This is a genomic window from Paenibacillus sp. MMS20-IR301 (genome assembly GCF_032302195.1).
In the GTDB taxonomy this organism is placed as follows: Bacteria; Bacillota; Bacilli; order Paenibacillales; family Paenibacillaceae; genus Paenibacillus_AQ.
This window is the reverse complement of the sequence record NZ_CP135275.1, coordinates 37,585-62,633: the sequence shown is the minus strand read 5'-3', so window position 1 is coordinate 62,633 and position 25,049 is coordinate 37,585. Positions and strand designations below refer to the sequence as shown.

Genomic DNA, 25,049 nt, shown 5'->3' with positions numbered 1-25,049 from the left:
GACATGGGGTGATGAAATGCACATGATAAAATCCTGGATTGGCGCCATATTATCAGTGGTACTAGGTGCGCTGCTGCTTACAGGCTGTGCGGGCAAATTAGCACTGGACACCTGTTATTTTGACGATGTGGATTACGCCCCAATCCTGCAATGGGACGGCGTCCTGTATTATGGCGATTCGGACAGTAATCTCAGCGGGCTGGGTAAAGGAGCGGCGATCGGCGAAATTACCTACAGCAAATCCGAGCACACCTGCCCCCGCCACGAGCTCCGGGATGGGGATGCCACGAATCTGAAGACAGGTACACAGCTATACGAAGTAAAGGGATATAAAACTTCAGCAAGAATCTGGGCCGGGGACAGGCTATACGAGGCGAGCAGCAATCCTGCAGCCAAGACCCTTAACGATCTGCTGGATGTAGCCGGCAAAATCGAAACCGTCCGATTCATCAGCGGCAATGACGGCTCGGACCTGATGGACTTCACACCTGAAGCTAATGCCATATTCATCCGGGAGTTCCCGGAGCTTGCATACATCCCGTTCGATGAGCTGTCCAGGCAGACAAAAAGCTGGGTGGGCGACAAATACTGGCTGGAGATCGAAATGAAAGACGGGTCCACGAGAAGAGTTACCTATAATACAATGTTCCCTTCGTTCCAGCCGTCTGCCTATGCCACACCCGGGCTGGCCGAGCTGGTTGAGCAGCAGCGTAAGCTGATTTATGCCAGGTAAACGGTCAACCGCATGTGTGTGCGAAGCGGAATTGTTGTACGCTATACAACTTGGATGCTTTTTGTACAACAATTTTGGATTATGACCAGGATAATGAGATAAGTGTTGTATTATGTGCAGGATTTCTCATCGGGATATTCTTGCGGCAACTGCAGCCCAACATCCAACTATTCATACATAGAGTGAAGTGTAGCATCCTCGTATTCGCGCGCAAAAAACCACTGACCCCGGAGCTTCCGATCCGCAGGGCAGTGGTTTCTTATTTATATAGGTTGCCGCAGAACCTGTGGCTTCCGGATTAATCCAGTCTCTTCAGCACGGCGATTTCATCGCAGGCATGCTGCTTCTTGCAGTGCACACAATCGGTCCAGACCTTCTCCGGAAAAATCTCCTTCTCCACCACGTCAAAGCCGTTCCGGAGGAAGAAATCCACCGCATAGGTCAAAGCCATAATCTTCGGAATCTTCTGCCGTCTCGCTTCTTCGGTCAGCTTCTCCAGAATCATCGAACCTACACCTTTGCCCTTGCCTTCATCACGCAGGCCGATAGAGCGCACCTCAACGAGGTCATTTCCCAGTCTGAACAGGGAGCCGCAGCCGACAAACCGGCCGCCGATTTCGGCAATGACGAACTGGTCGATCTGGCGGGTCAGTGCCTGCCTGGAACGGGGCAGCATAATACCGCGCTGGGCATACTCCTCTATCATCAGATACAGCGGCTCAACATCCTCTACCGTTGCATTTCTGCATATTACTTGCTGATCTCCCTCAGGAGATGCCTGGCGGAACATTTCCGTTTTGACAAGCACCTTGACTCACCCCTTGTTATTAATATGAATAAATATACATCAAGGTGAATTACAATTCAAGGGGTATTTAAAAATTAAACCTCTGTCAAAGCGCCGACAAATTCAGCAAAAACATCGTTGCCAAACAGGATTCCCTGCTTGCTCAGACGGTAGTTGCCGCCCTCCTGCTCCAGCAGGCCGGCCGTAAGTAATTTATGCAGCGAGGCGCCAAAAATATCCGTAATCGGTTTTCCGAACTGCGCACGGAAGGCTGTATCCGAGACCCCTTCACGCATCCGCAGGCCGACCATCATGAAGTCCTCCATCGCTTCCTGCTCAGAGATCTCAAAGCTGTCCAGACGCGGCAGCCCGCTGCGCGAAGCCTCATTATAGGGGTTAACCCCCTTGATATTCATATGCCGCTGCCGGCCTACATATCCGTGTGCCCCGGCACCCAGCCCGTAATAGTCCTCGTTGCGCCAGTACGTAATATTGTGGCGGCTCTCCAGTCCCGGCTTGGCGAAGTTGCTGATCTCATACTGTGTATAACCCGCAGCCTCCATAGTCTCCATCAGCAGCAGATACATTGCCAGCTCATCCTCTTCGCTCGGGAGCGGCAGCTTGTTTTTATTAAACAGGGTATGGAACAGCGTATTCTCCTCTACCTTCAGGCTGTAGATGGAATAGTGGGGCAGATCCAGCTCAAGCGCCTTGGCGATGCTCTCTCTCAGCATATCCACCGTCTGGTTCGGCAGGCCGAACATCAGATCGACCGACAGATTGGTAAGGCCGACAGCGCGGGCATTCTCCAGGCTGCGGTACACATCATCCACATTATGAATCCGGCCGATTCCGCTCAGCAGCTCATTCTGGAACGCCTGCACCCCGAAGCTGACCCGGTTAACGCCGCCTTCCTTCATTACCCGAAGCTTGTCTATATCCGTAGTGCCGGGGTTCGCTTCCATCGAGAACTCAATGTTCTCATCCCACTGCGGGAAATGCCTGCGCACCGATTGCAGGAAATACGCCATCTCATCCGGCTTCAGCACGGTAGGCGTTCCCCCGCCGACAAAAATAGTCTTAATCACGCCAGGAGGCGTGTTCTTTACCGTCAGCTCCATCTCGCGGTCCAGCGCATAGAGATACTCCATCACCGGCTGATCCTTCAGAACATATGAATTGAAATCACAATAGAAGCACTTGTTAGTGCAAAACGGGATATGAATATATACGGCCTCAGGGGGACGGCCATTGTTCACTTTGTTCATAGCTGTCTCCTTTGTTCAACTTATCCTACTATTTCCCGCTGAAACGGCTTTGGCTTTAAAAGCAAGAAGAAACGGATGCGCCATCCTGCTTAGGACGGCACCCGTTTCTGCGAGAAATAGTGGAATATATTGAGTGTTGTTAAATGTTAAAACAAAAATTACTCGTCAATCTTCAGAACCGCCATGAACGCTTCCTGCGGTACCTCTACGCTGCCGACCTGCTTCATGCGCTTCTTCCCTTCCTTCTGCTTCTCCAGCAGCTTCCGCTTACGCGAAATATCACCGCCGTAGCATTTGGCAAGGACGTTCTTGCGCATCGCCTTAACGGTCTCACGCGCAACCACCTTCGTGCCGACGGATGCCTGGATCGGCACCTCGAACATCTGGCGCGGAATAATGCCGCGCAGCTTCTCACAGATGATCCGGCCGCGGTTGTAGGCACGGTCACGATGCACGATGAACGACAGCGCATCGACCTGCTCGCCGTTCAGGAGAATATCCATCTTCACCAGGTTGGACTGGCGGTAGCCGGAAATCTCATAATCGAAGGAAGCATAACCCTTCGTTCCGGATTTCAGCTGGTCGAAGAAGTCATAGACGATTTCCGAGAGCGGAATTTCGTAAGTAATGGTTACCCGGTTGCTGTCCAGATACTCCATATTAACGAATTCACCGCGTTTGTTCTGGCACAGCTCCATTACCGTACCGACATAATCATTCGGAACAATAACACCGGCCTTCACATAAGGCTCCTCTACATAATCAATCGTACCAATCTCCGGATAGTGCGACGGGTTGTCAATCTGCAGCATTTCGCCGTTCGTCAGCATAATCCGGTAGATTACGCTTGGCGCTGTTGTAATCAGCGGCAGGTTGAACTCGCGCTCAATCCGCTCCTGTATAATCTCCATGTGCAGCAGGCCGAGGAATCCGCAGCGGAAGCCGAAGCCCAGGGCGCTTGAGCTTTCCGGCTCGAAGCTTAGCGAGGCATCATTCAGCTGCAGCTTCTCCAGTGCTTCACGCAGGTCATTGTAGTCCGAGGTTTCGATCGGATACAGACCGCAGTATACCATCGGGTTAATCTTGCGGTAGCCCGGCAGCGGCGCCGGTGTCGGATTCTTCGCATCCGTTACCGTATCCCCGACACGGGTATCCCCGACATGCTTGATTCCGGCTACGATGAAGCCGACATCCCCGATATTCAGCTCGTTCACGATACTCATGCGCGGCATGAAGGCGCCGACTTCGATAACATCGAACACTTTGTCGGTTGCCATCATCTTGATCTTCGAACCGGCGCGGATGCTTCCGTCCATTACACGGACATAGACGATAACGCCTTTGTACGGGTCATAGTGGGAGTCAAATATCAGCGCCTTCAGCGGCTCTGCCGAATTACCGGTCGGTGCAGGCACCTGCTTAACCACCTGCTCCAGAATCTCCTTAATGCCGATACCGGCTTTGGCGGAGGCAAGCACCGCTTCGCTGGCATCGAGACCGATGACATCCTCGATCTCCTGCTTGACCCGCTCGGGGTCTGCACTCGGCAGATCGATTTTGTTGATGACCGGCAGAATCTCGAGATTGTTATCCAGTGCCAGGTATACGTTAGCAAGCGTCTGGGCTTCAATACCCTGCGCCGCATCCACTACCAGCAGCGCACCCTCACAGGCGGCAAGGCTGCGGGAGACCTCATAGGTGAAATCGACATGTCCCGGTGTGTCAATCAGGTTCAGGATGTATTCCTGCCCGTCGTCAGCCTTATAAGTGAGGCGTACAGCCTGCAGCTTAATGGTGATCCCGCGTTCACGCTCAAGATCCATCTGGTCAAGCACCTGCTCCTGCATTTCACGTGAGCTGAGTGCCCCCGTATATTCAAGAATACGGTCGGCCAGTGTCGATTTACCATGGTCTATATGTGCAATAATCGAGAAATTGCGGATTTGTTGTTGTCTTTTCTGAACGTCAGTCATTCCTTACCCCCACAGACAGCCTAATGTTAATCCACTTATTATAACAGTACGGGCTCCGGCCATCAATCCCGCCGGCTGCCGGAAAACAAAGAAATCGCCGGAGGCGCCGTAAAATGCCCGCATAAGCAGTAAAATCCCCCCCCCACAAAGTGGCGCTTTGGCTTTGAAGCTTACCCAGGTACTTTGCGTGGATCCCGAAACACATTCTCTTACAGCAGAAACAGCCGCCGCATTCACCCGGCGGCAGCCGCTGCTCCAACTTCCTGAACCACTCAAGTGCAATTGGGCACGCTGTTATTCCCCGGAGGAATCGAACAGCGAGACTACCCAGCGGATACTCTTCTGCGAGGCCTGCTGCAGCAGGCCTGCAGTCTTATCCGCAAGCACATCCACGGTAGGCTTCTGCTCGTCCGGGATGAGAATCTGTTCAGGACTCAGCGCAGCGTAGTCCTGAACCTCCTGCTGCCGGAGAGTCCCGCTCCCGCCGGCAGACGCATCTGCCGCGGGCTGCTGGACCGGCAGCAGCTTGTAGGCACCGGTGGCCGGGTCTACGGCCACCGGCACATAGACATACGTCTGCCCGCCCTGGACGGTGCCGGCAGACGGCAATGACGCGGCTCCTGCTGTGCCGCCGGTCTGCCCGGTCTGCAGCTGCCCTCCTCCTGCGGAATTTGCCGTATTCACGGCAATCCCGTTCCAGCCGGGCAGCACAGCAGAGGTCCCCGATCCGCCGCCGCCGAACTGCATCCCTACTAATATGCCCACTCCCGCCCAGATTCCGACCATGATCAGCTTTTTACCGAACCGTGTCATGCTCCCCGCTCCTTTTCCAGGTTAATTAACTGTCTCAGGCGCTGCCGCTTGCTCCGCATCATGATTATTCCAGTACACCTCTGCAATGGCATCTGCCAGTATATCCGCCGTCCGCTTCAGCTCTTCCGCTGTATTGTCGATTCCGCCTACCTCAATTAATACGCTGTTCGGTGAAAGGGACTGGTTATACTCGCCATTATTCCCATTTCCGGAGGATTTCCCCCATATTCCGCGGGAGACTCCCGGATATTTTTTCTCAAGCAGCTGATGAATCTGGTTCGCGAAGGCTTCGTTCTGCTTCCAGTTTTTATTGGCATGACCGAGGATGAAGTACACCTGGGCATAATTTTGTCCGTTAATTTCGGCGGTTGTTTTGCCGTGCCGCTGCGAATCACGGTGGATATCGATCAGCTCCGTCATCTCCTGATTGGCCGCCATCGCCGCCTTAACCATAATGCGGGAATATTTATACGAGAAATTCCAGTTATAATCCGCCACCTCGGTTGCGAAATCCTCCTGGGCATGTACCGCCCCGATTCCGCGCGCCTCCAGCCGCTTCGTAATATATGAGCCTACCAGCATTACATTTTTGGAAGGAACCGCCGAGCTCGGGTTATCGCTCTGGGCGCTCAGCAGCGGGTTATAGGCTTCACGGGGATGGGAATGGTAGATTAGAATCCGTTTAATTGAAGTGTCTGCAGTGCTGCTCTCCGGTCCGCTGCCGGTATCATCTCCGTTATCCTCTGTTGCGGCCGGGTCCGGGGCAGGTGTAGCCTCCGGCTGCACGGTATCAGTCCCGCCCGCAGGACCGTTCTCCCCTCCGGTACCAGGATCATCTGCACCTTCCGCCGTCCCTTCTCCGCCATGCTCCGGTCCGGGATCAGCTGCCGCATCTGCCTCAGCCGTTTCATTCACACCGGGATGATAGTCGGCAGGTGCACCGGCTGTGCCGCCCGAGCCTTCACGCAGCAGGAAGGCTTCATCTGCGGCCAGGCCGGGCATCTCGCGCGAGACCAGACTCTTCGGGTCGCCCGGATCAACACTGGTAAGCAGCCGGAATACGAAGGAGGTTACCTTTTCACCGGAGAATGCGGAAGTCTCCTTGCCCTGGGGCAAATGCGGCACCTCCATCCCCAGCAGCTCCATAAAAAATCCGCTGGACAGGGAAGCAGCCAGGCCTTTCATTGAGGGAATGGGTGAAGGGTTCAGCTTCTGTCCGGCCAATCCGCCGGCTCCAAGCAGCATGAACAAGACAAGTGAACCTCCGGCCAGCAGCAGCATCGTTCTTCCCAGCGACAGAATATCCAGCAGCTTTCCCCGCAGCCGCCCGATATTCCACAGCTGAAACCATTTACTATTCATGATTGTTAAGTCCTCCTCTAAGCCCTCTGTAATCTCTCATACTTCAAATCTATGAGCAGATGGGCAATGCTAGAACTACAGAATGAGAGAAGAGGCTGGCACAAAGAGAAGAGAGATTCAGAGAGAGGGGGCAGGCATAACCAAAAGACCCGCAGACAGAGCCGCCGTTAGGGCAGACTGCGCGGGCCGGTTTACTTGTCATTTACAATTCAATTCTGTTCCAGACACATCCGGATCAGTGTGTATACGCTCCGACATTGCCCGGATCAACCGCTTCATGCAGTGCAGCATTGAGCCCGCTGGCGACAATGTTGGCGATCTCTTCAATAAATTCATCAATTTCCTTCGGGGTAACGATCAGATCGTGCCCGAGCGGTTCAAGCACTTCCTTGACCAGCGCCAGCCGCTCCTGCTCCGAGATATCGTCAAGCAGCCCCATGATCTCTTTGGTATGGGCACCGCCGCCTTCCATCTGCCCGAAATGATTCCTCATCATCTCCAGCACATTGTTGACAATCGTTGAGGCATAGCAGACGGTAGGCACCCCAATTGCAATGCAGGGAACGCCGAGCACTTCCTTGGTCAGTCCGCGGCGCTTGTTGCCGATGCCTGAGCCGGGATGGATACCGATGTCGGCAATCTGAATCGTTGTATTGATTCTTTCGAGGGAGCGGGAGGCCAGCGCATCAATGGCTATAATGAGATCCGGCTTCGTACGGTCCACAATCCCCTGCACAACCTCACTGGATTCAATCCCGGTCAGACCAAGCACACCCGGGGCAATCGCACTGACATTCCGGTAGCCGGGGGAGACCTGATCAGGAACCAGCTCATAGAACTGCCGGGTAATCAGGGCATTCTCCACAACCAGCGGTCCGAGCGAATCCGGCGTTACATTCCAGTTGCCTAGTCCCACAATCAGCACGGATGAATTCCGGTTAATGCCGATTCGGTCCAGGAACTGCTCGAATTCACGGGCTAGCACGACGGATACCTTCTGCTGCAGCCCCGTATCCCCTCCCCGCAGCGCCGGTACCTCCAGAGTCACATAATTGCCGATAGCCCGTCCGATGGCCTGGGAACCGGCATTGTCAGCTACAGCAAGCCGGGTTACTTTGATTCCGTCCGCCTCTTCTACCTCTTCCTTTACCCCGGGAATCGGTGCCTTAGTGCGTCCCTCCGCCATTTCCTTCGCTTCTACCGCCAAGTCCGTACGTACCGAATACAGCTGAAGATCCAGTTCCATTATTAGATCAGCCTCCTTTTGCATAATGCCGATAGTGTGCGAGAGAAAGCCGCCGTTTATACAAATCCGGGCATGCTGTTTTGAAAGCTTTTAGTGTTGCTTTTTGCTATCCTTCATGCTAAACTATTTTAAGTTGTGAATCATTTGATGATTTCGAATGTCTTTCAGGAGGTGAATGCAATGCCAAATATCAAATCCGCGGTTAAACGCGTCAAGACGATCGAGAAACGCCGTGCACTGAACGCTTCCCAGAAGTCCGCGCTTCGTACAGCTGTGAAAACTGCTGATGTAGCACTGACAGGAACGGAAGTTGAAACTGCTCAAGCTGCTTTCCAAGCTGCTTCCAAGAAGCTGGACAAGGCTGTAACTAAAGGCCTGGTTCATAAAAATGCGGCTGCCCGCAAAAAATCCCGCTTGGCTAAGAAATTGAACGCTCTGAAGGCTCAAGCCTAAGCCAAGAGCTACAATCATAACGAGCACTTGAAGAACCTGACCGCTATGCTACATACGGTTGGGTTTTTTTGTGTACTTGAATAGCGCAAGAGCCTGCCCGCTGCAAAACTGCGTAAGCGGACAGGCTCTTGATTCTGCCTCTCAGATTATATCCTTCGGATTATTATGCCCCAAGCCGCAGCATAAACAGCTCAAGCCCCAGCACCTTATCAATTGCCCCTGTCTTCATTTGATAGTCCAGATCTGCCAGAATGCTGAGAATCTGCCTCAGCCGCTGGCTGCCGAATTTATGGGCCTGCTCCCCCGCAAGCTTGACTGCATAAGGATGCAGTCCCAGCTGGGAGGCAATCTGGCCCTGCGAATAGCTCAGCCCGGATAAATCCTTCACCTGCAGGATGATTCTGAACTGCCGGGCAATCAGCGCAGCAATCTTGATTGGCTCTTCGCGCTGCTTAAGCAGTTCGTACAATGTATTCAGCGCTTTATCGAGGCGGAGATTGGCAATATCCTCCACCAGCGTGAACACATTCTGCTCCGTGCCGCGGTGGACCAGGCTCTCGACAGCCGCTGCATCCACCCTGCCGCCGCTCCCGGCGAATAGGCACAGCTTGTCCATCTCTGCTGACAGGCCCTGCAGTCCGGTTCCGGCATTTGCGATCAGCACCTCAGCCGTTCCCGGCGCGGCGCTGCAGCCGCGGTCACGGAAGCCCTTCTCTACCCAGCGGAGCAATTCTTCCGCGCCCAGCGGATTAAAGGCCAGTACGGTCCCATAGGCTTTGGCCGCCTTGACGATTTTTTTGCGTTCATCCAGCTTGTCGTTGTTCACCATAAATACAATTACGCTGAACTCGGCAGGATGCTGCATATAATCGCTCAGCAGCTCTACCCGGTGTTCGATCTTGTTACTCTCCTTGCCCGCCGTGAACAGGGCCGCATCCCGGACCAGCAGCAGCTTGCGCTCCACCATAAACGGAACCGTCTCCGCTTCTTCAACCACGGCCTGCACCGGTGTTTCGGACAGATCGAAGGGGATGACCGCGAAATCACGATCCTCTTTGGCTATCAGGTGATCCTCCAGCATGGCCGTGAATTCATTCATCCGGAACTTCTCACTGCCATACAGGACATACAGCGGTGAAATCTTCCCTTGTTTGATGTCTTTGGCCGCCGTTTTGGCATCCATCCCGCCACTTCCTTTTCATTGCTTAATTGCGTACTGCACATACGTTCATACATTTTAACAAAAAAATGCCCGCAAACATAGGTATCCAAAATGCAAAAACGGAGCAACCTTGGCAGCCAGGGCCAATGTTGCTCCGTTTCAGCGGCGCATCTATATAAACGACGGAAGGAGAAGCTCTAGAAACTTTCCATCCGGCGGTCATACCGATGGTTCTCGCAAAACCTGTAATTCCTGTCCTCTACCCTAGCATATTCCGCAGCTGAACAAAAAGTTCCAGTTATCTCTGCTGAACTTAAGAATGATTCTTAGGCCCGGGGGTACAAGGAGTTATTTGGGGGCCGCCGCCGCATCAGGCGTACTGCCCGCGCTGGACTCCGGCACCGCTGAAGCCGAAGGGGCCGGGGAAGCAGTTACTGCCGGAGCCGCGTATACCTTCGACACCTGTGTGCCATCCTGCAGCTGTGTCACATAGGTGAACCCGCTGCCGTCCGCCGACCATTCCCCGGAGACAAAGGTTCCTTCGAGCGGGAGCGACGTCACTGCGGTACGCTCCTGCTCCCCGCTGCCCGCCGGATCGCTGCTGTATATTACCAGCTGCTGGCCGGCCAGCTCTGCGGCATAACGCCCGTCAGGGGATGGCCAGGAAGGCTGGGAAGCTGTCAGGGCGGGCAGCAGGCCCATCGCCCCCGGCTCTACAGCCCCTTCTTCAGGAAGCGCCGTGTCCGCCGCAGTTCCTTCCTCTATCTTAGCACTGAAGATCTGGCTGTCCGCCGGGCTGTCAGCAGCGCTATTGTTATTGCCGCCACCAGCGGCCGCCGGCGGCGGTGACGTCACATTACGCTTGCCCGGGACAGCATCCGCTGCCGGAGATTGCTTGCCCATCACCGGACCGGGATCTTCGGGAGCCGAATTTCCGGCAGACTCTCCGTCAGCAGGCACAGTATTGTTCAATTCTGCAGGCGCCGTATCTGCAGCAGCCGGGGTCTGCTCCGTGAAGAACACTTCAGGACTGCCTGCCTCGCCGCTGTTCTGGCCCGCTGCTGCCGGGGCAGCAGTATCCGCAGACTCATTCATCATTCTGCTGCTGGCTTCATTTGCCGATGAAGTCAGCGCCTGACCCATATCAGCCGCAGGCATAGTGCCAGGCATTTTGAATATGGCGAACAGCAGGATCACCGCTGCCGCCGCTGCGCCGATGCCTGTCCGTGTTGCTAATGAAGACCCCTTCGGCTTCTTGCCGTGGGTATTTTTGCGTGCAAACGGGATAACCTTTGATTCTTCAGCTACCGCTGCAACAGGCTCTTCCCGGCCGCCGCGGTCCAGCTCCTCAAGCTGCGGCAGGATTGAGTCGACCAGACTGAAGGGGGGCTTCACATCCGGCAGCTCCTCCAGTTGCCGGGAGAGCATCGTCAGCCGGTCAAAGACTTCCGCGCAGGAAGGACAATTATCAATATGACGGAACATTTCAAGCGATTCATCCTGACTGAGATCATGATCTATATAGCGGTGCATCCATTCCATCACCTCCGCGCATTTCATCCTGACACACCACCTTTCTGATACTCCTGAAGTCTATTCTGCAGCTGCTGCCGTGCCCGGAACAGGTAAGATTTCACCGTGTTCAGAGGCAAATCCAGACTGTCTGCAATCTCGTTGTAAGAAAAATCCTGTAAGTAACGGAGCACAATAACCGTCCGGTGATGCTCCGGAAGCTGATCTATCGCCTCGCGTATATCCTCTGCCAAATACCCGGACATCACTTCACGCTCGACATTATGCTTGTTATCCTGGAACACCATTTCATGCTCATCGATAGACACCGTCGGCTTCGTTCTCCGGAATTTGTCTATACATATGTTCGTTACAATACGCTGAACCCATGTTTTGAACTGAGCCTTCTCCTCATAGGAGCCGATCTTGGTGTACACCCGGATCAATGCTTCCTGGGAGGCATCCAGAGCATCCTGTTCATTATGCAGAATGTAGAAGGCTGTCTTATACACATGTCCTTCAATTTCTCGCAATAGGGTGATTAGAGCGTCGCGATCGCCCGCTTGAGCGGCTCTGATGAGTCCCTGCTCCACCACGAAGGTTCCCCCTCTCTATGCAATCTTACTGACGCGCAAGACTGCGGATTTGTTGCAAGCCTGTAATCAATATTTTTAGAATAGCAGACATGGCTAATTATGCCATAATTCAGGATCATACTCCCGGATTCTGCGGCTGCCGCAGACAGGTCCATAATCCTTACTAAGCATACAAGGGAAGCGACTAATCTTCAAATACTCTTTTATAGAAGTTTGTTACAAAAATGACATGAAATCAGACTGCCCGCGCTGCAGCCGTGCTACGAATAGAATTGCTCCTTCAGCCTGTAGAGCCTCGTCGCGCACAGCATCAGGACCGCATAATTCTCTCTGGAATCATCATCAAGCACATATACTTCGCCCTGCTCAAAAAGTTGCGGATGATTGTAATTCCGGTGCAGCTTGTAGACCGCTCCCGCCGTCACTCTGCAGCCGCGAACTGCGGATAGAATCTCCACATAATCAGCTTCTTCTTCAATTAATGTCGGGTGCAGCTTACTGCGGATGTCGTCGCCGGACATGGCATCACCTTTCAGGAAAACTCCTCAATTTGGGCAGGCCTTAAGGCACCTGCTTCTTAATTGAAAGTATTGCCTGATCAGCCGCAATTCCATCATTTGCACATCCAGGAAACTGCAATCTATAGATAATAATCCATGATTATATTGAAGAAAGGGCGACCGGGAATGAACCTGCATCAGTCCGGCAAGCCGCTGACGGCTAACAATCCTCACATAAGCTGCAGTGGAATTTACCAGCCCTGAATTCACATACTGGAGACCGCTAATCATTTAATGAAGGAATTTCTGTCAATCGGCATCACTTATCGGACACCACAGACCTTATCAGCCCGTTTTCGTTCCATTTGGCGGGTTTGCGGACACCACAGACCTTATTCGTCACTTTTCTTGTGATATCTCCACTTTTCTGGCGAAGTAACGGCGCTGGTGTCCGTATGGCCAGCATTCAGCCGCTTTTCCACAGCTTAACGCCTCTCATGTCCGTAACGCTACACTATGTACTTGAAATCCGGCGCGTGACTGTCTACTTTCTTGACAGAGGTCCAGAGATCCATTCCCCCGCTTAATATACAAAAATGCCCTGCCGGATACCAGCAAGACATTTCTCATAGGTGATTTCAGTTCAACGGACAGAGCCGCTTCCCCTGCTTACTTTCTTCTTAATTTACAGGCCTTTAATCTCTTTATACTTCGCCACATACTGCGCAGCCAGCTCAGTGATCTGGTCGTAGCGTCCTTCCTTCGCCGGAGCGGTCAGGTTGCCCCCGATTCCTACAGCGATACAGCCGTTATTAATCCATTTCTCCATGTTGTTCAGATCCACACCGCCGGTAGGCATAATATTCACATGCGGCATCGGGCCTTTCACAGCCTTTACATAATCGGGTCCGAACGCGCTGCCCGGGAACAGCTTCAGTACATCCACGCCCAGCTTCAGCGCTTCCTTCATCTCATTCAGCGTCATGCAGCCCGGCATATACGGAATACCATATAGGTTACACATTTTGGCAGTCTCTTCTTCAAAAGACGGGCTCACCACAAATTCCGATCCGGCTAGAATGGCAATTCTTGCTGTGAGCGGATCAAGGACTGTACCGGCACCAATCACCGCCTGGTTTCCAAAATCAGCAACAAGGCGCTTGATCGCCACATCGGCATCCGGAGTGGTAAATGTTACTTCAATGTTATTCAGTCCGCCTTCGATACAGGCCGCCGACATTTTGTAGGCATCATCTGCATTATCGGCACGGATAACAGCCACTACACCAACAGATGTGATATTCTGCAAAACCTTAATCTTCTTCATTGCAAACTTCCTCTCTGTTTACATTTAAATTGGATACATATTTAATTAAGAATATTTATTTAGATAAACTAATTTATCTATTTTACTAACGACAGGCAGCTATCTTCTAAGAAAATAGTAATAACTTTAGTGCTGCCAGTCAATATATATTTATGTGAACGAGCCTGTTTTCTTGACATATCGCAAAAAAACCTTATTTATCAAGGATTCTTTGATTTATTGAGTGATATCACTTATAGAAAATATAATCGGAAAGGCAAAGCGATATTGTACAAAACCGTTTTATGTGATAATTTCAACTTACATGGAAGCACGCCCACAAACTTTTAGGAGGAATTATTCATGAGTAAACAGCTGGATGCAGTCACCTTCGGGGAGCCTATGGCCATGTTCTATGCCAATGAAGTCGGCCCGTTGCATGAAGTGACCTCGTTCTCGAAAGCACTTGCAGGTGCGGAGAGCAATGTAGCAACCGGATTGTCACGTCTGGAGCACGCCACCGGTTATGTAACCAAGCTTGGCGAAGACAACTTCGGACAGTTCATCATCGGTGCACTGAATAAGGAAAATATCGATACAGCCAGTATTACCAAAACCAAGGAATTCGCGACCGGTATGCTGATCAAATCCAAAGTGCTGGACGGAGATCCCAAAGTAGAATATTTCCGTAAAAATTCCGCCGCCTCCAAGCTGAGTCTGGCTGATTTCAATGAAGACTATTTCGCTTCAGCCGGGCACCTGCATGTAACCAGCATCTCTTCCGCACTCTCGGCTTCCTGCCATGAGTTCTCGCTGCATGCCATGGAGTTTATGAAGCAGCGCGGCAAAACCGTCTCCCTCGATCCCAATCTGCGCCCGACCCTCTGGCCGGATACCGAAACCATGGTGAAGACGATCAATGATCTGGCCACCCGCTGCGACTGGTTCCTGCCCGGACATGGGGAAGGGAAAATCCTGACCGGACTTGAGACTCCGGAGGAGATTGCCGGCTTCTACCTGGAGCGCGGGGTCTCGCTCGTTGTCATCAAGCTGGGTCCTGAAGGTGCTTATTACAAAACCGCCGCTGGCGAAGAAGGTTATGTGAACGGCTTCAAAGTGGAGCAGGTTATCGATACGGTTGGCGCCGGAGACGGCTTCGCTGTAGGCGTAATCAGTGCCATGCTGGAGAAGCTGAGTATCGCAGACGCTGTGAAACGCGGCAATGCGATCGGTGCGCTCGCGGTAATGTCACCCGGGGATATGGACGGACTGCCGACCCGCGGCCTACTGGAGAATTTCATGAACGGCGGGATGTAGGAATGCGGCTTAAGGCTGCCTGAATGTTTACAGCAGCAACAAAAGGGGATTCCCAACTGCCATAACTGGCTTTGGGAATCCCTTTACTTGTTAGAGCGGCGTTATTGGAGGCTACCCTGTCAAAGAATCACCTCTGCGGACTGGAAGGCCGTTGTTCGAGCGATTTCCGTCAATTCACAGCCCTTGCGGCTCAGATGCGCTTAACCTGCTAGTTTTGCTACTTTTAGAGCTCCAAGCGACAATATAACGGCCGGTGAGTCCGCAACAAGCTCATATGTGAGTCTTTTCGTAAAATAGCGTCATCTGAGTCCGTATGCATGCTTTACTCCAAAAAATCAGGAGGCTCACAAAAGCCATACAGCTTAGCGGTTGCTCCTTGGTGACAGCAAGTACAATAAACCGGTTTATTGCTTCAGGGCCGGCGGCTGAACAGATTGCCCCTGCTGCAGCGAAGGCGGGAATCTGTAGGTAATCGGCATGGAGCCATCCTGGTCATTAATCAGATTAAGCATAATCTTCGCAGCCTGCATGCCCATCTCATAAGCCGGCTGGCGGATTGTCGTAATATCCGGATTATAAATCCGGGCGAATTCAGCATCATCGATCCCGATGACGGACAGCTGGCCGGGAATGGCCACAGCCTGGCGGTTCGCATACTTCAGAATCTCACCCAGCACGAGATCATTCGCGGCCAGCAGCGCCGTCGGCGGCTCAGGCAGCCGCAGCAGCTCATCCAGCGCAGCGGAGATTTCTTCACGCGGCACACTCCGCATATAAGCATCCTGCAGCGGCAGGCCCGCTTCCTCCATCGCTTTTTTGTAGCCGCTCATTCTTTCCTTGCGCGGAGTTATCGCGTGAAGGCCAAGCGGCAGCGAGAGGAATGCAATCGCTTCATGGCCCTGCCGGGTCAGCTCCTTGATCGCTGTCTTTACCGCCATCTCATTATCCAGCAGGAAGCTCTGGGTCGAGATGCCCTCTACCAGCCGGTCCATGAAAACGAGCGGATATTCAGCATCTATCAGCTTGGTGTAAGGCGCCGCCTGACCGCCGGCCGGGAAAATAATCAGCCCGTCCACCTGCCGGGCCACCAGCGTCTCCACATAAGTATTCTCTTTCTCCGCATTCTCATCGGAATTGCAGATAATGACCTGTATCCCGTGGCGCTGCAGCTCATTCTCAATCGCCCGGATACACTGGATCGATAATGAGTAATCAATGTTGGCTACAATGATACCCACCATATGCGTACGGTTCTGCTTGAGGCTGCGCGCCAGCCCGTTCGGCTGGTAGTTCAGCTCCTCGATTACCTCAGCAATCCGGTTTCTGGTCGTCTCACTCATATACTTGAACCTTTTATTCAAGAATTGCGAAACCGTGCTCTTCGATACGCCAGCCTTCCGGGCCACATCTTCAATGGTCAGCTTCTTCATTTACCCCGCTCCACTCTCCTGTATAGCACCTATCCTCATTATACAATCCCGCATTGATAAACTTTGGAAGGCTTTATACGGACTAATATTATCAAAAGTATAGCTTTCTTTTAGTAAATTATCTATAGGGATTGTCCAATGTGCAGTTTAGTGAAACCACACACTTCTTCCAGCGTATAACCAGTATTCAAATTTTCCCAATACGGCTCTTACGGAGGTGAACTGGACTGGAGCATTTTTATGACTTGGTTCAACTGGCATTCTCGCTCGCTCTTATCTCTTCCTTAGTAGTACTTCCTTTCACCTATATTTCTTTACAAAAGATGCACTGGGGTCATGAAATTGCTGCAGCCGGTTCAACCTGGTTTGTGGCTGTCCGGCTCTCGCAGCCGAGCAGCATACAGCGGTGGATCGTACGTACCGTCAGGCGGAGAGAAGCCCCTGATGATGAAGACCATAGTCCTTCCCCACATTGATAATCTATACATTCAAGTAGGGAGGACAACGATGAAAAAGAATTTAATGCTTCCAAAATGGGCCAGGCTTGTTTTTATCATATTGCTTGGAGTAATTCCGGCCATTGTGCTCAGCGGGTGCTCGTCAGCATCCCCGTTAAACCCGATTGAGTCCGGTTCATCCGGGATATTCAACCATTATTTTATTTATCCCTTTTCGCTTCTGATCAAATTCTTCGCGGATGTTTTTCACGGAAACTACGGATTATCGATTGTGCTGATGACTTTCATCATCAGGCTTGCCATCATGCCGCTTATGATGAATCAGACCAAGAAACAGATGGACATGAAAGACAAGATGGCCGTCCTCCAGCCGGAGTTAACTGCACTTAAGGAGAAGTATAAGGACGATAACACTGCGGAGGCAAAGAAACAACAGCAGGCGGAGATGATGGAGCTCTACCAGAAGCATCAGTTTAATCCCTTAAATATGGGATGTTTGCCGATGCTGATCCAGTGGCCGGTCACCCTCGCATTTTATTACGCCATTCGCCGTACCCCCGAAATTGCGGCGCATGACTTTCTGTGGTTCAGCCTGGGGAAGCCGGATATCATTTTGCCGCTGATTGCCGCTGCGGTGTATTACATTCAGTTCCGTGTGTCGCAATCCGCTTCAGCGCAGCCTCAGCCCAATCCGAATAGCCAAATGGCTTTCATCGGCTTGTTGTCACCGGTTATGATGGGTGTATTTTCTTTCGGGATGCCCGCTGCGTTACCCTTGTATTGGGCGGTTGGCGGAATATTCATTATCGTGCAAACCATCATACTCAACAGAATGTACACCAAGCCACCAAAAGAATAAATAAACAGAGCATCTGAGGCGCTTCCTCAGATGCTCTGTTTGTATGCTGGCACTGGTTAACAGCGAGCATAGTTCAAGCTATAAAAACTCATTTGTTAAAGGTAGTGGCGTCAATTTTTTGTCCGTATTCTTCATACACCCAGTCAAAATACCATTGCTCGCCGAGCAGCAAAGCTACGTCCGCTTCATGCCTCTTACCGCTCACCTCATAAGTGGCTGTCTGCTGCCGGCCCTGAACGTTAATACCGATCTTGCTGTTCACGTTCTGTATGCCGCCAGCGGTAAGATCGTATAGTATGCCATGGGCATCGTAACTGTTATTACCATTCTTAGTGTAGTAGACAAGCAGCATATCTTCATTCACTTGATCGAAGGCAATGTAGGATCTGTACACAGACAGGTCATAGCTTTGGCTGCCAAAATCGTACAGTTCACGCGGGACAGCCGTCTCTCCGGCCGCAACCGCTTTTACGTCCACAATAGATAACTTCTCTATTGTTCTGTTCTTTTGCTTACCCAAGGTAAACGTATTGCTGCTCATAATTACATAATCGCCGCCGGCATAGATTGCAGATAGCTGATAATAAGTCTGCGAACCGCCTGCATAGAGCGGAAAGGCATAGAGCCGCTTAGCTGTTGACTCAGATAACTCGGGCTGGCCTTTGGGCGACAGATATAAAATATAAGGCTCTGTATTATGTGTATATCCGGGTTTGAGATAGTCCACCATCGGAGGAGGAGGCGACCAGACAATTCCGGCATTGGTTTCAACGGCAAGCGCCCGTGTCTTGTCGCGGTTCACTGGCAGGGGCATGTAATACTTGATCCCGCCTAACTCAAACTCTGCAGCGCCAGGCGGCGGATTGTAGGATTTCAGCGATGCGGAAGAAGCAGCTGAAGGCAACGCTGATGTAGACGCTGAAGGCTGAACTGCTGCCGCCCCTGACGGATGGAACAGTGCTGCCAGCAGCCCGGCCGAATCACCATTACTCCATTCCCCGAACGGCCAGATAAGCGCTCCGAACAGCAGCATCACTGCAAGTCCTCCGAGGCCCAGGGTACGTCCGACCCGCTGGCGTTGTCCGCTTTTTCCAGAAGAACGGCCTTCGGCAGCCTGTTCAATCCGGGCCATCAGCTGCGGGGTGAACCCGGGCTCAGCCAGCGGATTCCGTCCTGCCTTGTCATACCAGTCCTGCGTTCCGCTCATCCTGTGCAGCTTTTCTTGTTCATACTCTCTCTTCACAGCTCTTCCTCCTTTATCGCCGTTCTTATCTTATCCCTGGCCCGGCCCAGCCGGGATTTGACTGTCCCCTGGGCGATGCCGAGCAGTGCAGACATTTCTGCTACCGACAGATCCTGCTGGATATCCAGCACCAGCACCTCCCTGTATTTATCCGGCAGCTCCATGATGAGCTCCCAGATCCGGTTTGCGTACTGGTTGCCGATGGCCTCCTTTTCCGCAGATAAGGCTGATCCCGCGGGCTCCTGCCGGTCGCCAAGCGGAACGAATCTGCGCCAGAAGCTGTTCCGCCTCCAGCTGAACGCAGTATTGCGCGTGATGGTCAGCAGCCAGGTTTTCAGTGTAGCTTGGCCCCGGTATCTGGCGGCATTCTTATATGCCTTAAGGAATACCTCCTGGCTGATATCATTCGCCTGCTCCCGGCTGCGGGTCAAAAAAAACGCATAATTCCATACATCGCTGCCGTAAGCCTCCATCATTTCCCGCAGGGTCATGGACGGAGCGATAGTCACGCTATAGGGTAAATCTCTACTCTGCATGCTTCCCTCTCCCCTCTCGCCCAATAAGACTCTTCAGCAACGAAACGGTTCCCGATAAAATCACATTTGACGGCCAAAATATATTTTTTTATCAAACTGCATATAATTATCTGCAATTTTACGTTATTAAAAATTATTTTTTACGCTATTTTTTTCGTTTTCTATCGTAGATTCCCGTTTAAAGGATCATTATAATAACAATGCGGCAGCTGGCTGCTGTGGCAGCACAATAAAGCGGGGGAATCTTATTGAAGACTAAAAAAGTGACAATCACACATATTGCCGAAGCCATGGGCCTCTCACCGGTATCCATCAGCCGGGCACTGGGCAACCAGCCTGGAATCAGCAGCGAGCTGAAGGAAGCAGTTGTGAAAAAAGCGGCGGAAATGGGCTATATCAAGCCCAAGAAGCATACGCCTGCCCGAATTTTGGTGCTGCACCAGAAGCCCTATTCGCATGATAACAGCAATTTCAGCTTTATGGTACAAGGCATCGAGCTTGCTCTGCAGAAGGCTGAATCAGATTACAGCATCGAATTTGTGGATAAGGAGAATCAGAACAAGCTGATCCTGCCTTACCGGCTGAGCCGCGGCTTCAAGTTCGACGGCGTTATTCTAATCGGCCGCTTTAATCTGGAGTATGCTGCGTTCATCCATCAGCAGATTCCTAATTTAATTTTCTATACCGGCTACTCACCGGCTTATGACTACGACAGCGTGTGGTTCAGCTTCCTTAATGCCGGCTACAAGCAGTGCAAATATCTGCTCGACCGCGGGCACCGCCGGATCGCCTTCTTGTCTGACCCCAGTGCCTACCGTAATAAAGAAAAGAAAACCGGCATCACCTCCGCCCTGGAGGATTACGGGGTGCCTGTAGACGATGAGCTTTTCCTCAGCCGGGGCGGAGAGCTGCCTGCGAAGCTGTCCGCACTCCAGGCGGAGGGAAGGCTGCCCAGCGCTTTTATCTGCGATCATGATTTCACTGCAGTTGAACTGCTTCGTATACTTCAGGAGCAGGGAATCAAGGTACCTGGCGATGTGTCGGTTCTCAGCAGCGGCAATACCGAGGTCTCGGCCTTTTCCTTGCCTGCACTGACCACGATGGACCTCAATATCGACTATTCCTGCCGCACTGTCGTTGCCACTCTGCTCAAACGGATGGCCGAGCCGGGGAAGCCTGCCGAGAATATAGCCATTCTCAGCACCCTGGTAGAACGGGATTCCGTCCGGGAGCTGTGAATTTGAGCCTGCTCAGTCTTTTTAACAAGGGTATGTAAAGGTGGGAATTTAATGAATTCTTCTGTCTTACTGCGTTTCTTCCAGTCCCGCAAGCTCAGCTATACCATAGGCTTCGCCTTCATGTTCGCCGCCTCCTTCATTCAGACTCTATTTCCCAAGGTGCTCGGCAGTAGCGTCGATCTTATGAAGGAGCACGGCTTCGATCCAGGCGTGGTGCTGACCCGGGTGCTCTGGATGGTACTGATTGCCGCTGCTGTCTTCCTATGCACCTTCTTGTGGAGAAATATTATTATCGCGAACGGCCGCAACCTGGAATGTTATATCCGTGAAGAATTGTACCGGCATTTCCTGAAGCTCTCGCCCGGATTCTTCAGCAGCCGGAATACCGGTGATCTGATCGCCTACGCCATCAATGACATTTCAGCAGTGCGCATGACCTTCGGTCCGGCTACCGCGATGTCTTTTAACGGAATTGTTGTCTGCCTCTCCTCGGTCTACTTCATGTTTGCTTCCGTCAGCGCCAGTCTGACCCTGATTACGCTATCTCCGCTCCCCTTCATTATTGTGCTGATGCTGCTGAGCGGCCGCAGGGTCCAGACCCGGTTCAGAATCGTCCAGGAGCAATTCGGCGCCGTCTCAGGCAAGGTCCAGGAGAACATCTCCGGTATCCGTGTAATTAAGGCCTATGTGCAGGAGCGCTCCGAAATGGAGAAATTCAGCGGGCTCAGCCAGGGGATGAAGCAGGCGAACCTCGATCTGATCAAGGTTTCCGCTCTGCTGCCCGCGATGATTGAGTTCGGCTTTGCCATTTGTTTTGTGCTCAATCTGACCTTCGGGAGCGCGATGGTGCTGCGCGGGGAGATCAGCATTGGGGACTTTGTCGCTTTTAACGGATATCTCAGCCTGATTGTCAGTCCGATTGTGTCGATTGGCCGGATCGTAACGATCTTTCAGCGGGGGATAGCTTCACTCGGGAGGCTGAATGACATTCTGAAGGTGCAGCCGGAGATTGCCGATCTGCCGCAGGCTGTACGGACTGTGCCGGAGGGCGGGCTTGAGCTGCGGGCGCTGACTTTCCATTATGAAGGCTCCGCCGTTCCGGCGCTTAAGGACATCTCGCTTGTACTGCCCAAAGGGCATACGCTGGGAATTATCGGCCGTACCGGCTCCGGTAAAAGCACCCTGGCCTCCCTGCTCTTCCGCTTCTTCAACGCGGACCCGGGGAAGATTAAGCTGGACGGCCGGGACATTAACGGTTATACGCTGGAGGCTCTGCGGGAAGGACTTGGCATGGTGCCGCAGGAGTCCTTCGTCTTCGCCGCTTCCGTGAGGGACAATATCGTCTTGTTCAAAGACGGCTACACCGACTCTGAAGTACAGAACGCCGCAGCGCTGAGCCAGATCGCGGGCAGCATCGAAGAGCTCCCTGACGGATATGATACCCAGCTTGGCGAACGCGGCGTGAACTTGTCCGGCGGGCAGAAGCAGCGGCTCGCAATTGCGCGGGCGCTGATCCGTAAGCCGGCGGTTCTGATCCTGGACGACGCGCTGTCTGCGGTCGATGCCGTAACGGAAGGCCAGATTCTGAACAGCCTGCGGGAGACCCGCAAGGGCAAGAGCAACATCCTGATCTCGCACCGTGTATCCGGGATTATGGAAGCCGATGAGATCGTCGTGCTGGATAAAGGGCAGATTGCCGAACGGGGAACCCATGCGGAGCTGCTCGCGAAAGGAGGGATGTATTATGGCATCTATACCGAACAGCTTGAAGAAAGACACGCTGGCAGCTCAAGCGAAATCTGAACCCGGTGCAGTAAAGCTGCTGCTGAGGTTATCCGCACCGTATAAGTTTCAGCTGCTGCTGGCCTGTCTGTGCGTTGTAATTGTCAATGCGGCGCTCCTGATCCAGCCGCTGATTCTGCAGCGGGTCATTGACCATTTTCTGATCGGAGGCGCTGCTGAGAAAGGCTTCAATTCTATTGGCGGCCTGGCTCTGCTGTATGTTGCCGTAGCGGCTGCCGGCGGGATCTTCTCCTACCTGCAGGCGCTGATTGTCGGCCAAGCCGGCCAGAGCCTGATCCATGAGCTGCGGGTCCGTGTATTCTCCATTATTGAACGGCTGCCCCTGCCCTATCTGGACCGGACCTCCTCCGGGCGGCTTATCACACGGGCTACCAACGACACAGCCGAAATCAGCGAGCTGTATACGGATGTGGTCATCTCGCTGATCAAGGATGTGCTGCTGCTGCTCGGCATTATCTACGCGATGCTGCTGCTCAGCCCCTCCCTCACACTGGTCTCTTTTACCGTCATTCCGCTGATGGCCTTCATGGTTCTCTTCATTAAGAATAAAATCAAAAAGAACTTCTTCCATATGAAGCATTATATCGGACAGATCAACGGCTTCATCGCCGAGAGCCTCTCCGGGATGCGGATTATCCAAAGCTTCCGTGCCGAGCGGGAAAAAGAAGAGCAATTCCTCCGGCTGAACGGGGAATATTTCAGAACAACCCTGATTCAGGTCCGGCTCAACAGTATCATGAAGCCAGCTTCGGATATGTTTCAGAGCCTGGCCGTAGCGCTGCTGGTCTGGTTCAGCATCAGCCGGATTTCCGGCGGCACCCTGCAGATCGGTGTGCTGTTCGCGTTTACCACCTATATCAAGCAGTTCTTCGCTCCGATCTCCGATCTGGCGGATAAGTACACCTCAATTCAGTCCGCACTCGTATCCACAGAGCGTATCTATGATCTGATCCGTGAGGAGGACCGTCTGGAGCAGCCGGAGAGCGGCCTTGAGATGGACCGTCTGCACGGTACGATTGAGTTCCGTCATGTGTGGTTCTCGTATACCGGTGACGACTGGGTCCTAAGAGATGTCAGCTTCGTCATTGACAAAGGACAGACCGCCGCCTTCATCGGGGAGACCGGCGCAGGCAAGACGACCATAATTAGCCTGATCAACGGCTTCTACCGTGTCCAGAAAGGCGAAATTCTCATCGACGGTGTCAATGTGAACGACATCCGTCTGGATGATCTGCGGCGGAATATTTCCGTTGTGCTGCAGGATGTCTTCCTGTTCTCCGGCACCATCCGCGACAATATTACGCTTGGCGACGACATCGCGGAGGAGTATGTGCTTGAAGCGCTGCAGGCCTCCTGTGCTGATGAGTTCGTGCTGAGTTCCCCGGGCGGCGTGCAGCAGCCGGTTACCGAACGCGGCGGCACGCTGTCCGCCGGCCAGCGCCAGCTGCTCTCCTTCGCCCGGGCCATCGCCCATGATCCGGCCATCTTCGTGCTGGATGAAGCCACAGCTAACATCGACACCCACACAGAAAAGCTGATCCAGAAGGCGATAGACAATATAGCCAGCGACAGAACGACGCTTATCATCGCCCACCGCCTGTCGACGATTGCCGGAGCAGACCTGATCATCGCAATGAAGGATGGCCGGATTGCCGAAGCCGGTCATCCGCTTGAGTTGCTGGAGCAAGGCGGATATTACGCTGAGCTGCTTCAGGAGAGCCGGAGCCATCTGGTGAACACTCCGTGATTGAAGTACATTGTTCTGCTTAAGCATCTCTGTTCCAAACAAGTTCAACTACACGATCCGCTTCTAGCCAATCGTCAGGGTCTACGTTGCAAAGCGCATATGACGATTACTTTTCTGCACAGTTGTATGAGGCAGCAGTGAACATTGCAGATTTTATGACATCCGCACAGACGGTAAATGCGACGGCTAGCAACCTCCTTAAGAAAGATTCTCCTACCGATTCTGCTGATGTTGTTAAGCAGGTTAATGCGGTAGTGAATAGTTATAACGCGATGGCGGCTCAGGCGAAGAATTCATCTAGTTATATGAACTCAGCAATTATGAAACGTATCACAAATTCGCTCAATGCCCAGCAGCTTGAACAACTTGGGATTCAGAAAGGTGCGAATGGTCAACTCCATCTCGACCAAGCGAAACTGGGGCGTAACTTAAATGAACGCTTTGATCAGACGACTAAGGCGCTGACGAGTACGGTTCAGACAATTAAAAAGGAAACGGGCCGCATCGATGATTTGCCGGCTAGTGCGATGCTAAGCAAGAGCATGAATAAGCTTCAACTGCTTCGTGGTCTATATAACTCAGGTTCTGGAACGTCTCTATTTAGTTCCACCTCTGGCACGCCGGGCTTACTCATCAATACCCGTTACTGATTAAGGTAACATAATACATAAAGGGCACCTAACCGGGTGCCTTTTAATCTCGCTCTA

At 52.6% G+C, this 25,049-nt stretch carries 22 protein-coding genes; 8 read left to right on the top strand and 14 right to left on the bottom strand.

Annotation, left to right across the window (positions count from 1 at the left end; translation table 11 throughout):
• Positions 1-22 precede the first annotated feature (22 nt).
• Positions 23-733 (top strand): hypothetical protein, encoded by a 711-nt coding sequence (locus tag LOS79_RS00240; RefSeq protein WP_315415429.1) that lies wholly within the window; start codon positions 23-25, stop codon positions 731-733.
• A 298-nt stretch (positions 734-1,031) separates the two neighbouring features.
• On the opposite strand, the gene LOS79_RS00235 is transcribed toward LOS79_RS00240, so the two are convergent.
• The 6 genes from LOS79_RS00235 to gpr all read right to left on the bottom strand — a co-directional run bounded on the left by LOS79_RS00235 (position 1,032) and on the right by gpr (position 8,182).
• Positions 1,032-1,523, bottom strand: a complete 492-nt coding sequence (locus LOS79_RS00235) for an N-acetyltransferase (RefSeq protein WP_315422581.1) — start codon at positions 1,521-1,523, stop codon at positions 1,032-1,034.
• Between the two features lie 92 nt (positions 1,524-1,615).
• On the bottom strand, positions 1,616-2,788 hold the full coding sequence (gene hemW, locus LOS79_RS00230; protein WP_315415428.1) for a radical SAM family heme chaperone HemW: 1,173 nt from the start codon (positions 2,786-2,788) through the stop codon (positions 1,616-1,618).
• 158 nt (positions 2,789-2,946) lie between these two features.
• The gene (gene lepA, locus LOS79_RS00225; RefSeq protein WP_315415427.1) at positions 2,947-4,761 is read right to left on the bottom strand and encodes a translation elongation factor 4; all 1,815 of its coding nucleotides are present in this window, start codon (positions 4,759-4,761) and stop codon (positions 2,947-2,949) included.
• A gap of 294 nt (positions 4,762-5,055) precedes the next feature.
• The gene (locus tag LOS79_RS00220) at positions 5,056-5,574 is read right to left on the bottom strand and encodes a hypothetical protein (protein ID WP_315415425.1); all 519 of its coding nucleotides are present in this window, start codon (positions 5,572-5,574) and stop codon (positions 5,056-5,058) included.
• A gap of 21 nt (positions 5,575-5,595) precedes the next feature.
• Positions 5,596-6,936: a stage II sporulation protein P gene (locus LOS79_RS00215; RefSeq protein ID WP_315415424.1), complete on the bottom strand. Its 1,341-nt coding sequence runs from the start codon at positions 6,934-6,936 to the stop codon at positions 5,596-5,598.
• 235 nt (positions 6,937-7,171) lie between these two features.
• A complete protein-coding gene (gene gpr, locus LOS79_RS00210) occupies positions 7,172-8,182 on the bottom strand; it encodes a GPR endopeptidase (protein WP_315415422.1) in 1,011 nt (336 codons plus the stop codon).
• A gap of 180 nt (positions 8,183-8,362) precedes the next feature.
• Between gpr and rpsT the strand changes: the two genes are divergently transcribed.
• A complete protein-coding gene (gene rpsT, locus LOS79_RS00205; protein ID WP_315415421.1) occupies positions 8,363-8,635 on the top strand; it encodes a 30S ribosomal protein S20 in 273 nt (90 codons plus the stop codon).
• A 163-nt stretch (positions 8,636-8,798) separates the two neighbouring features.
• On the opposite strand, the gene holA is transcribed toward rpsT, so the two are convergent.
• From holA to LOS79_RS00180, 5 genes are all read right to left on the bottom strand, one after another.
• Positions 8,799-9,818 carry a DNA polymerase III subunit delta gene (holA, locus tag LOS79_RS00200; protein ID WP_315415420.1) on the bottom strand — a complete coding sequence of 340 codons (1,020 nt, stop codon included), beginning with the start codon at positions 9,816-9,818 and terminating at the stop codon, positions 8,799-8,801.
• Between the two features lie 327 nt (positions 9,819-10,145).
• Complete coding sequence (locus tag LOS79_RS00195; protein ID WP_315415419.1) at positions 10,146-11,357, bottom strand: anti-sigma factor family protein; 1,212 nt, start codon at positions 11,355-11,357, stop codon at positions 10,146-10,148.
• Entirely contained in the window at positions 11,354-11,905 is a 552-nt protein-coding gene (locus LOS79_RS00190; RefSeq protein ID WP_315415418.1) for an RNA polymerase sigma factor, read from the bottom strand. Before LOS79_RS00190 ends, LOS79_RS00195 begins: the two co-directional genes overlap by 4 nt.
• 260 nt (positions 11,906-12,165) lie before the next feature.
• Entirely contained in the window at positions 12,166-12,426 is a 261-nt protein-coding gene (locus tag LOS79_RS00185; RefSeq protein WP_315415417.1) for a hypothetical protein, read from the bottom strand.
• Between the two features lie 664 nt (positions 12,427-13,090).
• Complete coding sequence (locus LOS79_RS00180; RefSeq protein ID WP_315415415.1) at positions 13,091-13,732, bottom strand: bifunctional 2-keto-4-hydroxyglutarate aldolase/2-keto-3-deoxy-6-phosphogluconate aldolase; 642 nt, start codon at positions 13,730-13,732, stop codon at positions 13,091-13,093.
• 342 nt (positions 13,733-14,074) lie between these two features.
• Here LOS79_RS00180 and LOS79_RS00175 point away from each other — a divergent pair, with 342 nt between their 5' ends.
• Positions 14,075-15,028 carry a sugar kinase gene (locus LOS79_RS00175; RefSeq protein ID WP_315415414.1) on the top strand — a complete coding sequence of 318 codons (954 nt, stop codon included), beginning with the start codon at positions 14,075-14,077 and terminating at the stop codon, positions 15,026-15,028.
• A gap of 404 nt (positions 15,029-15,432) precedes the next feature.
• On the opposite strand, the gene LOS79_RS00170 is transcribed toward LOS79_RS00175, so the two are convergent.
• The gene (locus LOS79_RS00170) at positions 15,433-16,458 is read right to left on the bottom strand and encodes a LacI family DNA-binding transcriptional regulator (RefSeq protein WP_315415413.1); all 1,026 of its coding nucleotides are present in this window, start codon (positions 16,456-16,458) and stop codon (positions 15,433-15,435) included.
• Positions 16,459-16,794: 336 nt separating this feature from the next.
• Between LOS79_RS00170 and yidC the strand changes: the two genes are divergently transcribed.
• On the top strand, positions 16,795-17,775 hold the full coding sequence (gene yidC / locus LOS79_RS00165; protein ID WP_315415412.1) for a membrane protein insertase YidC: 981 nt from the start codon (positions 16,795-16,797) through the stop codon (positions 17,773-17,775).
• Between the two features lie 88 nt (positions 17,776-17,863).
• Here yidC and LOS79_RS00160 read toward each other — a convergent pair whose 3' ends face one another.
• Together LOS79_RS00160 and LOS79_RS00155 are read right to left on the bottom strand one after the other, a co-directional pair.
• Positions 17,864-19,018 carry a hypothetical protein gene (locus LOS79_RS00160; protein ID WP_315415411.1) on the bottom strand — a complete coding sequence of 385 codons (1,155 nt, stop codon included), beginning with the start codon at positions 19,016-19,018 and terminating at the stop codon, positions 17,864-17,866.
• Positions 19,015-19,554, bottom strand: coding sequence for an RNA polymerase sigma factor (locus tag LOS79_RS00155; RefSeq protein ID WP_315415409.1), 540 nt, complete (start codon positions 19,552-19,554; stop codon positions 19,015-19,017). Before LOS79_RS00155 ends, LOS79_RS00160 begins: the two co-directional genes overlap by 4 nt.
• 248 nt (positions 19,555-19,802) lie before the next feature.
• Between LOS79_RS00155 and LOS79_RS00150 the strand changes: the two genes are divergently transcribed.
• The 4 genes from LOS79_RS00150 to fliD all read left to right on the top strand — a co-directional run bounded on the left by LOS79_RS00150 (position 19,803) and on the right by fliD (position 24,992).
• Positions 19,803-20,792, top strand: coding sequence for a LacI family DNA-binding transcriptional regulator (locus LOS79_RS00150; protein WP_315415407.1), 990 nt, complete (start codon positions 19,803-19,805; stop codon positions 20,790-20,792).
• Between the two features lie 51 nt (positions 20,793-20,843).
• Positions 20,844-22,595 (top strand): ABC transporter ATP-binding protein, encoded by a 1,752-nt coding sequence (locus tag LOS79_RS00145; RefSeq protein WP_315415406.1) that lies wholly within the window; start codon positions 20,844-20,846, stop codon positions 22,593-22,595.
• The gene (locus LOS79_RS00140) at positions 22,537-24,342 is read left to right on the top strand and encodes an ABC transporter ATP-binding protein (RefSeq protein ID WP_315415405.1); all 1,806 of its coding nucleotides are present in this window, start codon (positions 22,537-22,539) and stop codon (positions 24,340-24,342) included. The genes LOS79_RS00145 and LOS79_RS00140 overlap by 59 nt, the downstream gene beginning before the upstream one ends.
• A 137-nt stretch (positions 24,343-24,479) precedes the next feature.
• Positions 24,480-24,992 (top strand): flagellar filament capping protein FliD, encoded by a 513-nt coding sequence (gene fliD / locus LOS79_RS00135; protein ID WP_315415404.1) that lies wholly within the window; start codon positions 24,480-24,482, stop codon positions 24,990-24,992.
• Positions 24,993-25,049 lie beyond the last annotated feature (57 nt).

Coding starts and splice junctions, on each gene's coding strand:
- LOS79_RS00240 (WP_315415429.1), top strand. CDS start 23: ATGATAAAATCCTGGATTGGCGCCATATTATCAGTGGTACTAGGTGCG.
- LOS79_RS00235 (WP_315422581.1), bottom strand. CDS start 1,523: ATGTTCCGCCAGGCATCTCCTGAGGGAGATCAGCAAGTAATATGCAGA.
- hemW (WP_315415428.1), bottom strand. CDS start 2,788: ATGAACAAAGTGAACAATGGCCGTCCCCCTGAGGCCGTATATATTCAT.
- lepA (WP_315415427.1), bottom strand. CDS start 4,761: ATGACTGACGTTCAGAAAAGACAACAACAAATCCGCAATTTCTCGATT.
- LOS79_RS00220 (WP_315415425.1), bottom strand. CDS start 5,574: ATGACACGGTTCGGTAAAAAGCTGATCATGGTCGGAATCTGGGCGGGA.
- LOS79_RS00215 (WP_315415424.1), bottom strand. CDS start 6,936: ATGAATAGTAAATGGTTTCAGCTGTGGAATATCGGGCGGCTGCGGGGA.
- gpr (WP_315415422.1), bottom strand. CDS start 8,182: ATGGAACTGGATCTTCAGCTGTATTCGGTACGTACGGACTTGGCGGTA.
- rpsT (WP_315415421.1), top strand. CDS start 8,363: ATGCCAAATATCAAATCCGCGGTTAAACGCGTCAAGACGATCGAGAAA.
- holA (WP_315415420.1), bottom strand. CDS start 9,818: ATGGATGCCAAAACGGCGGCCAAAGACATCAAACAAGGGAAGATTTCA.
- LOS79_RS00195 (WP_315415419.1), bottom strand. CDS start 11,357: ATGAAATGCGCGGAGGTGATGGAATGGATGCACCGCTATATAGATCAT.
- LOS79_RS00185 (WP_315415417.1), bottom strand. CDS start 12,426: ATGTCCGGCGACGACATCCGCAGTAAGCTGCACCCGACATTAATTGAA.
- LOS79_RS00180 (WP_315415415.1), bottom strand. CDS start 13,732: ATGAAGAAGATTAAGGTTTTGCAGAATATCACATCTGTTGGTGTAGTG.
- LOS79_RS00175 (WP_315415414.1), top strand. CDS start 14,075: ATGAGTAAACAGCTGGATGCAGTCACCTTCGGGGAGCCTATGGCCATG.
- LOS79_RS00170 (WP_315415413.1), bottom strand. CDS start 16,458: ATGAAGAAGCTGACCATTGAAGATGTGGCCCGGAAGGCTGGCGTATCG.
- yidC (WP_315415412.1), top strand. CDS start 16,795: ATGAAATTGCTGCAGCCGGTTCAACCTGGTTTGTGGCTGTCCGGCTCT.
- LOS79_RS00155 (WP_315415409.1), bottom strand. CDS start 19,554: ATGCAGAGTAGAGATTTACCCTATAGCGTGACTATCGCTCCGTCCATG.
- LOS79_RS00145 (WP_315415406.1), top strand. CDS start 20,844: ATGAATTCTTCTGTCTTACTGCGTTTCTTCCAGTCCCGCAAGCTCAGC.
- LOS79_RS00140 (WP_315415405.1), top strand. CDS start 22,537: ATGGCATCTATACCGAACAGCTTGAAGAAAGACACGCTGGCAGCTCAA.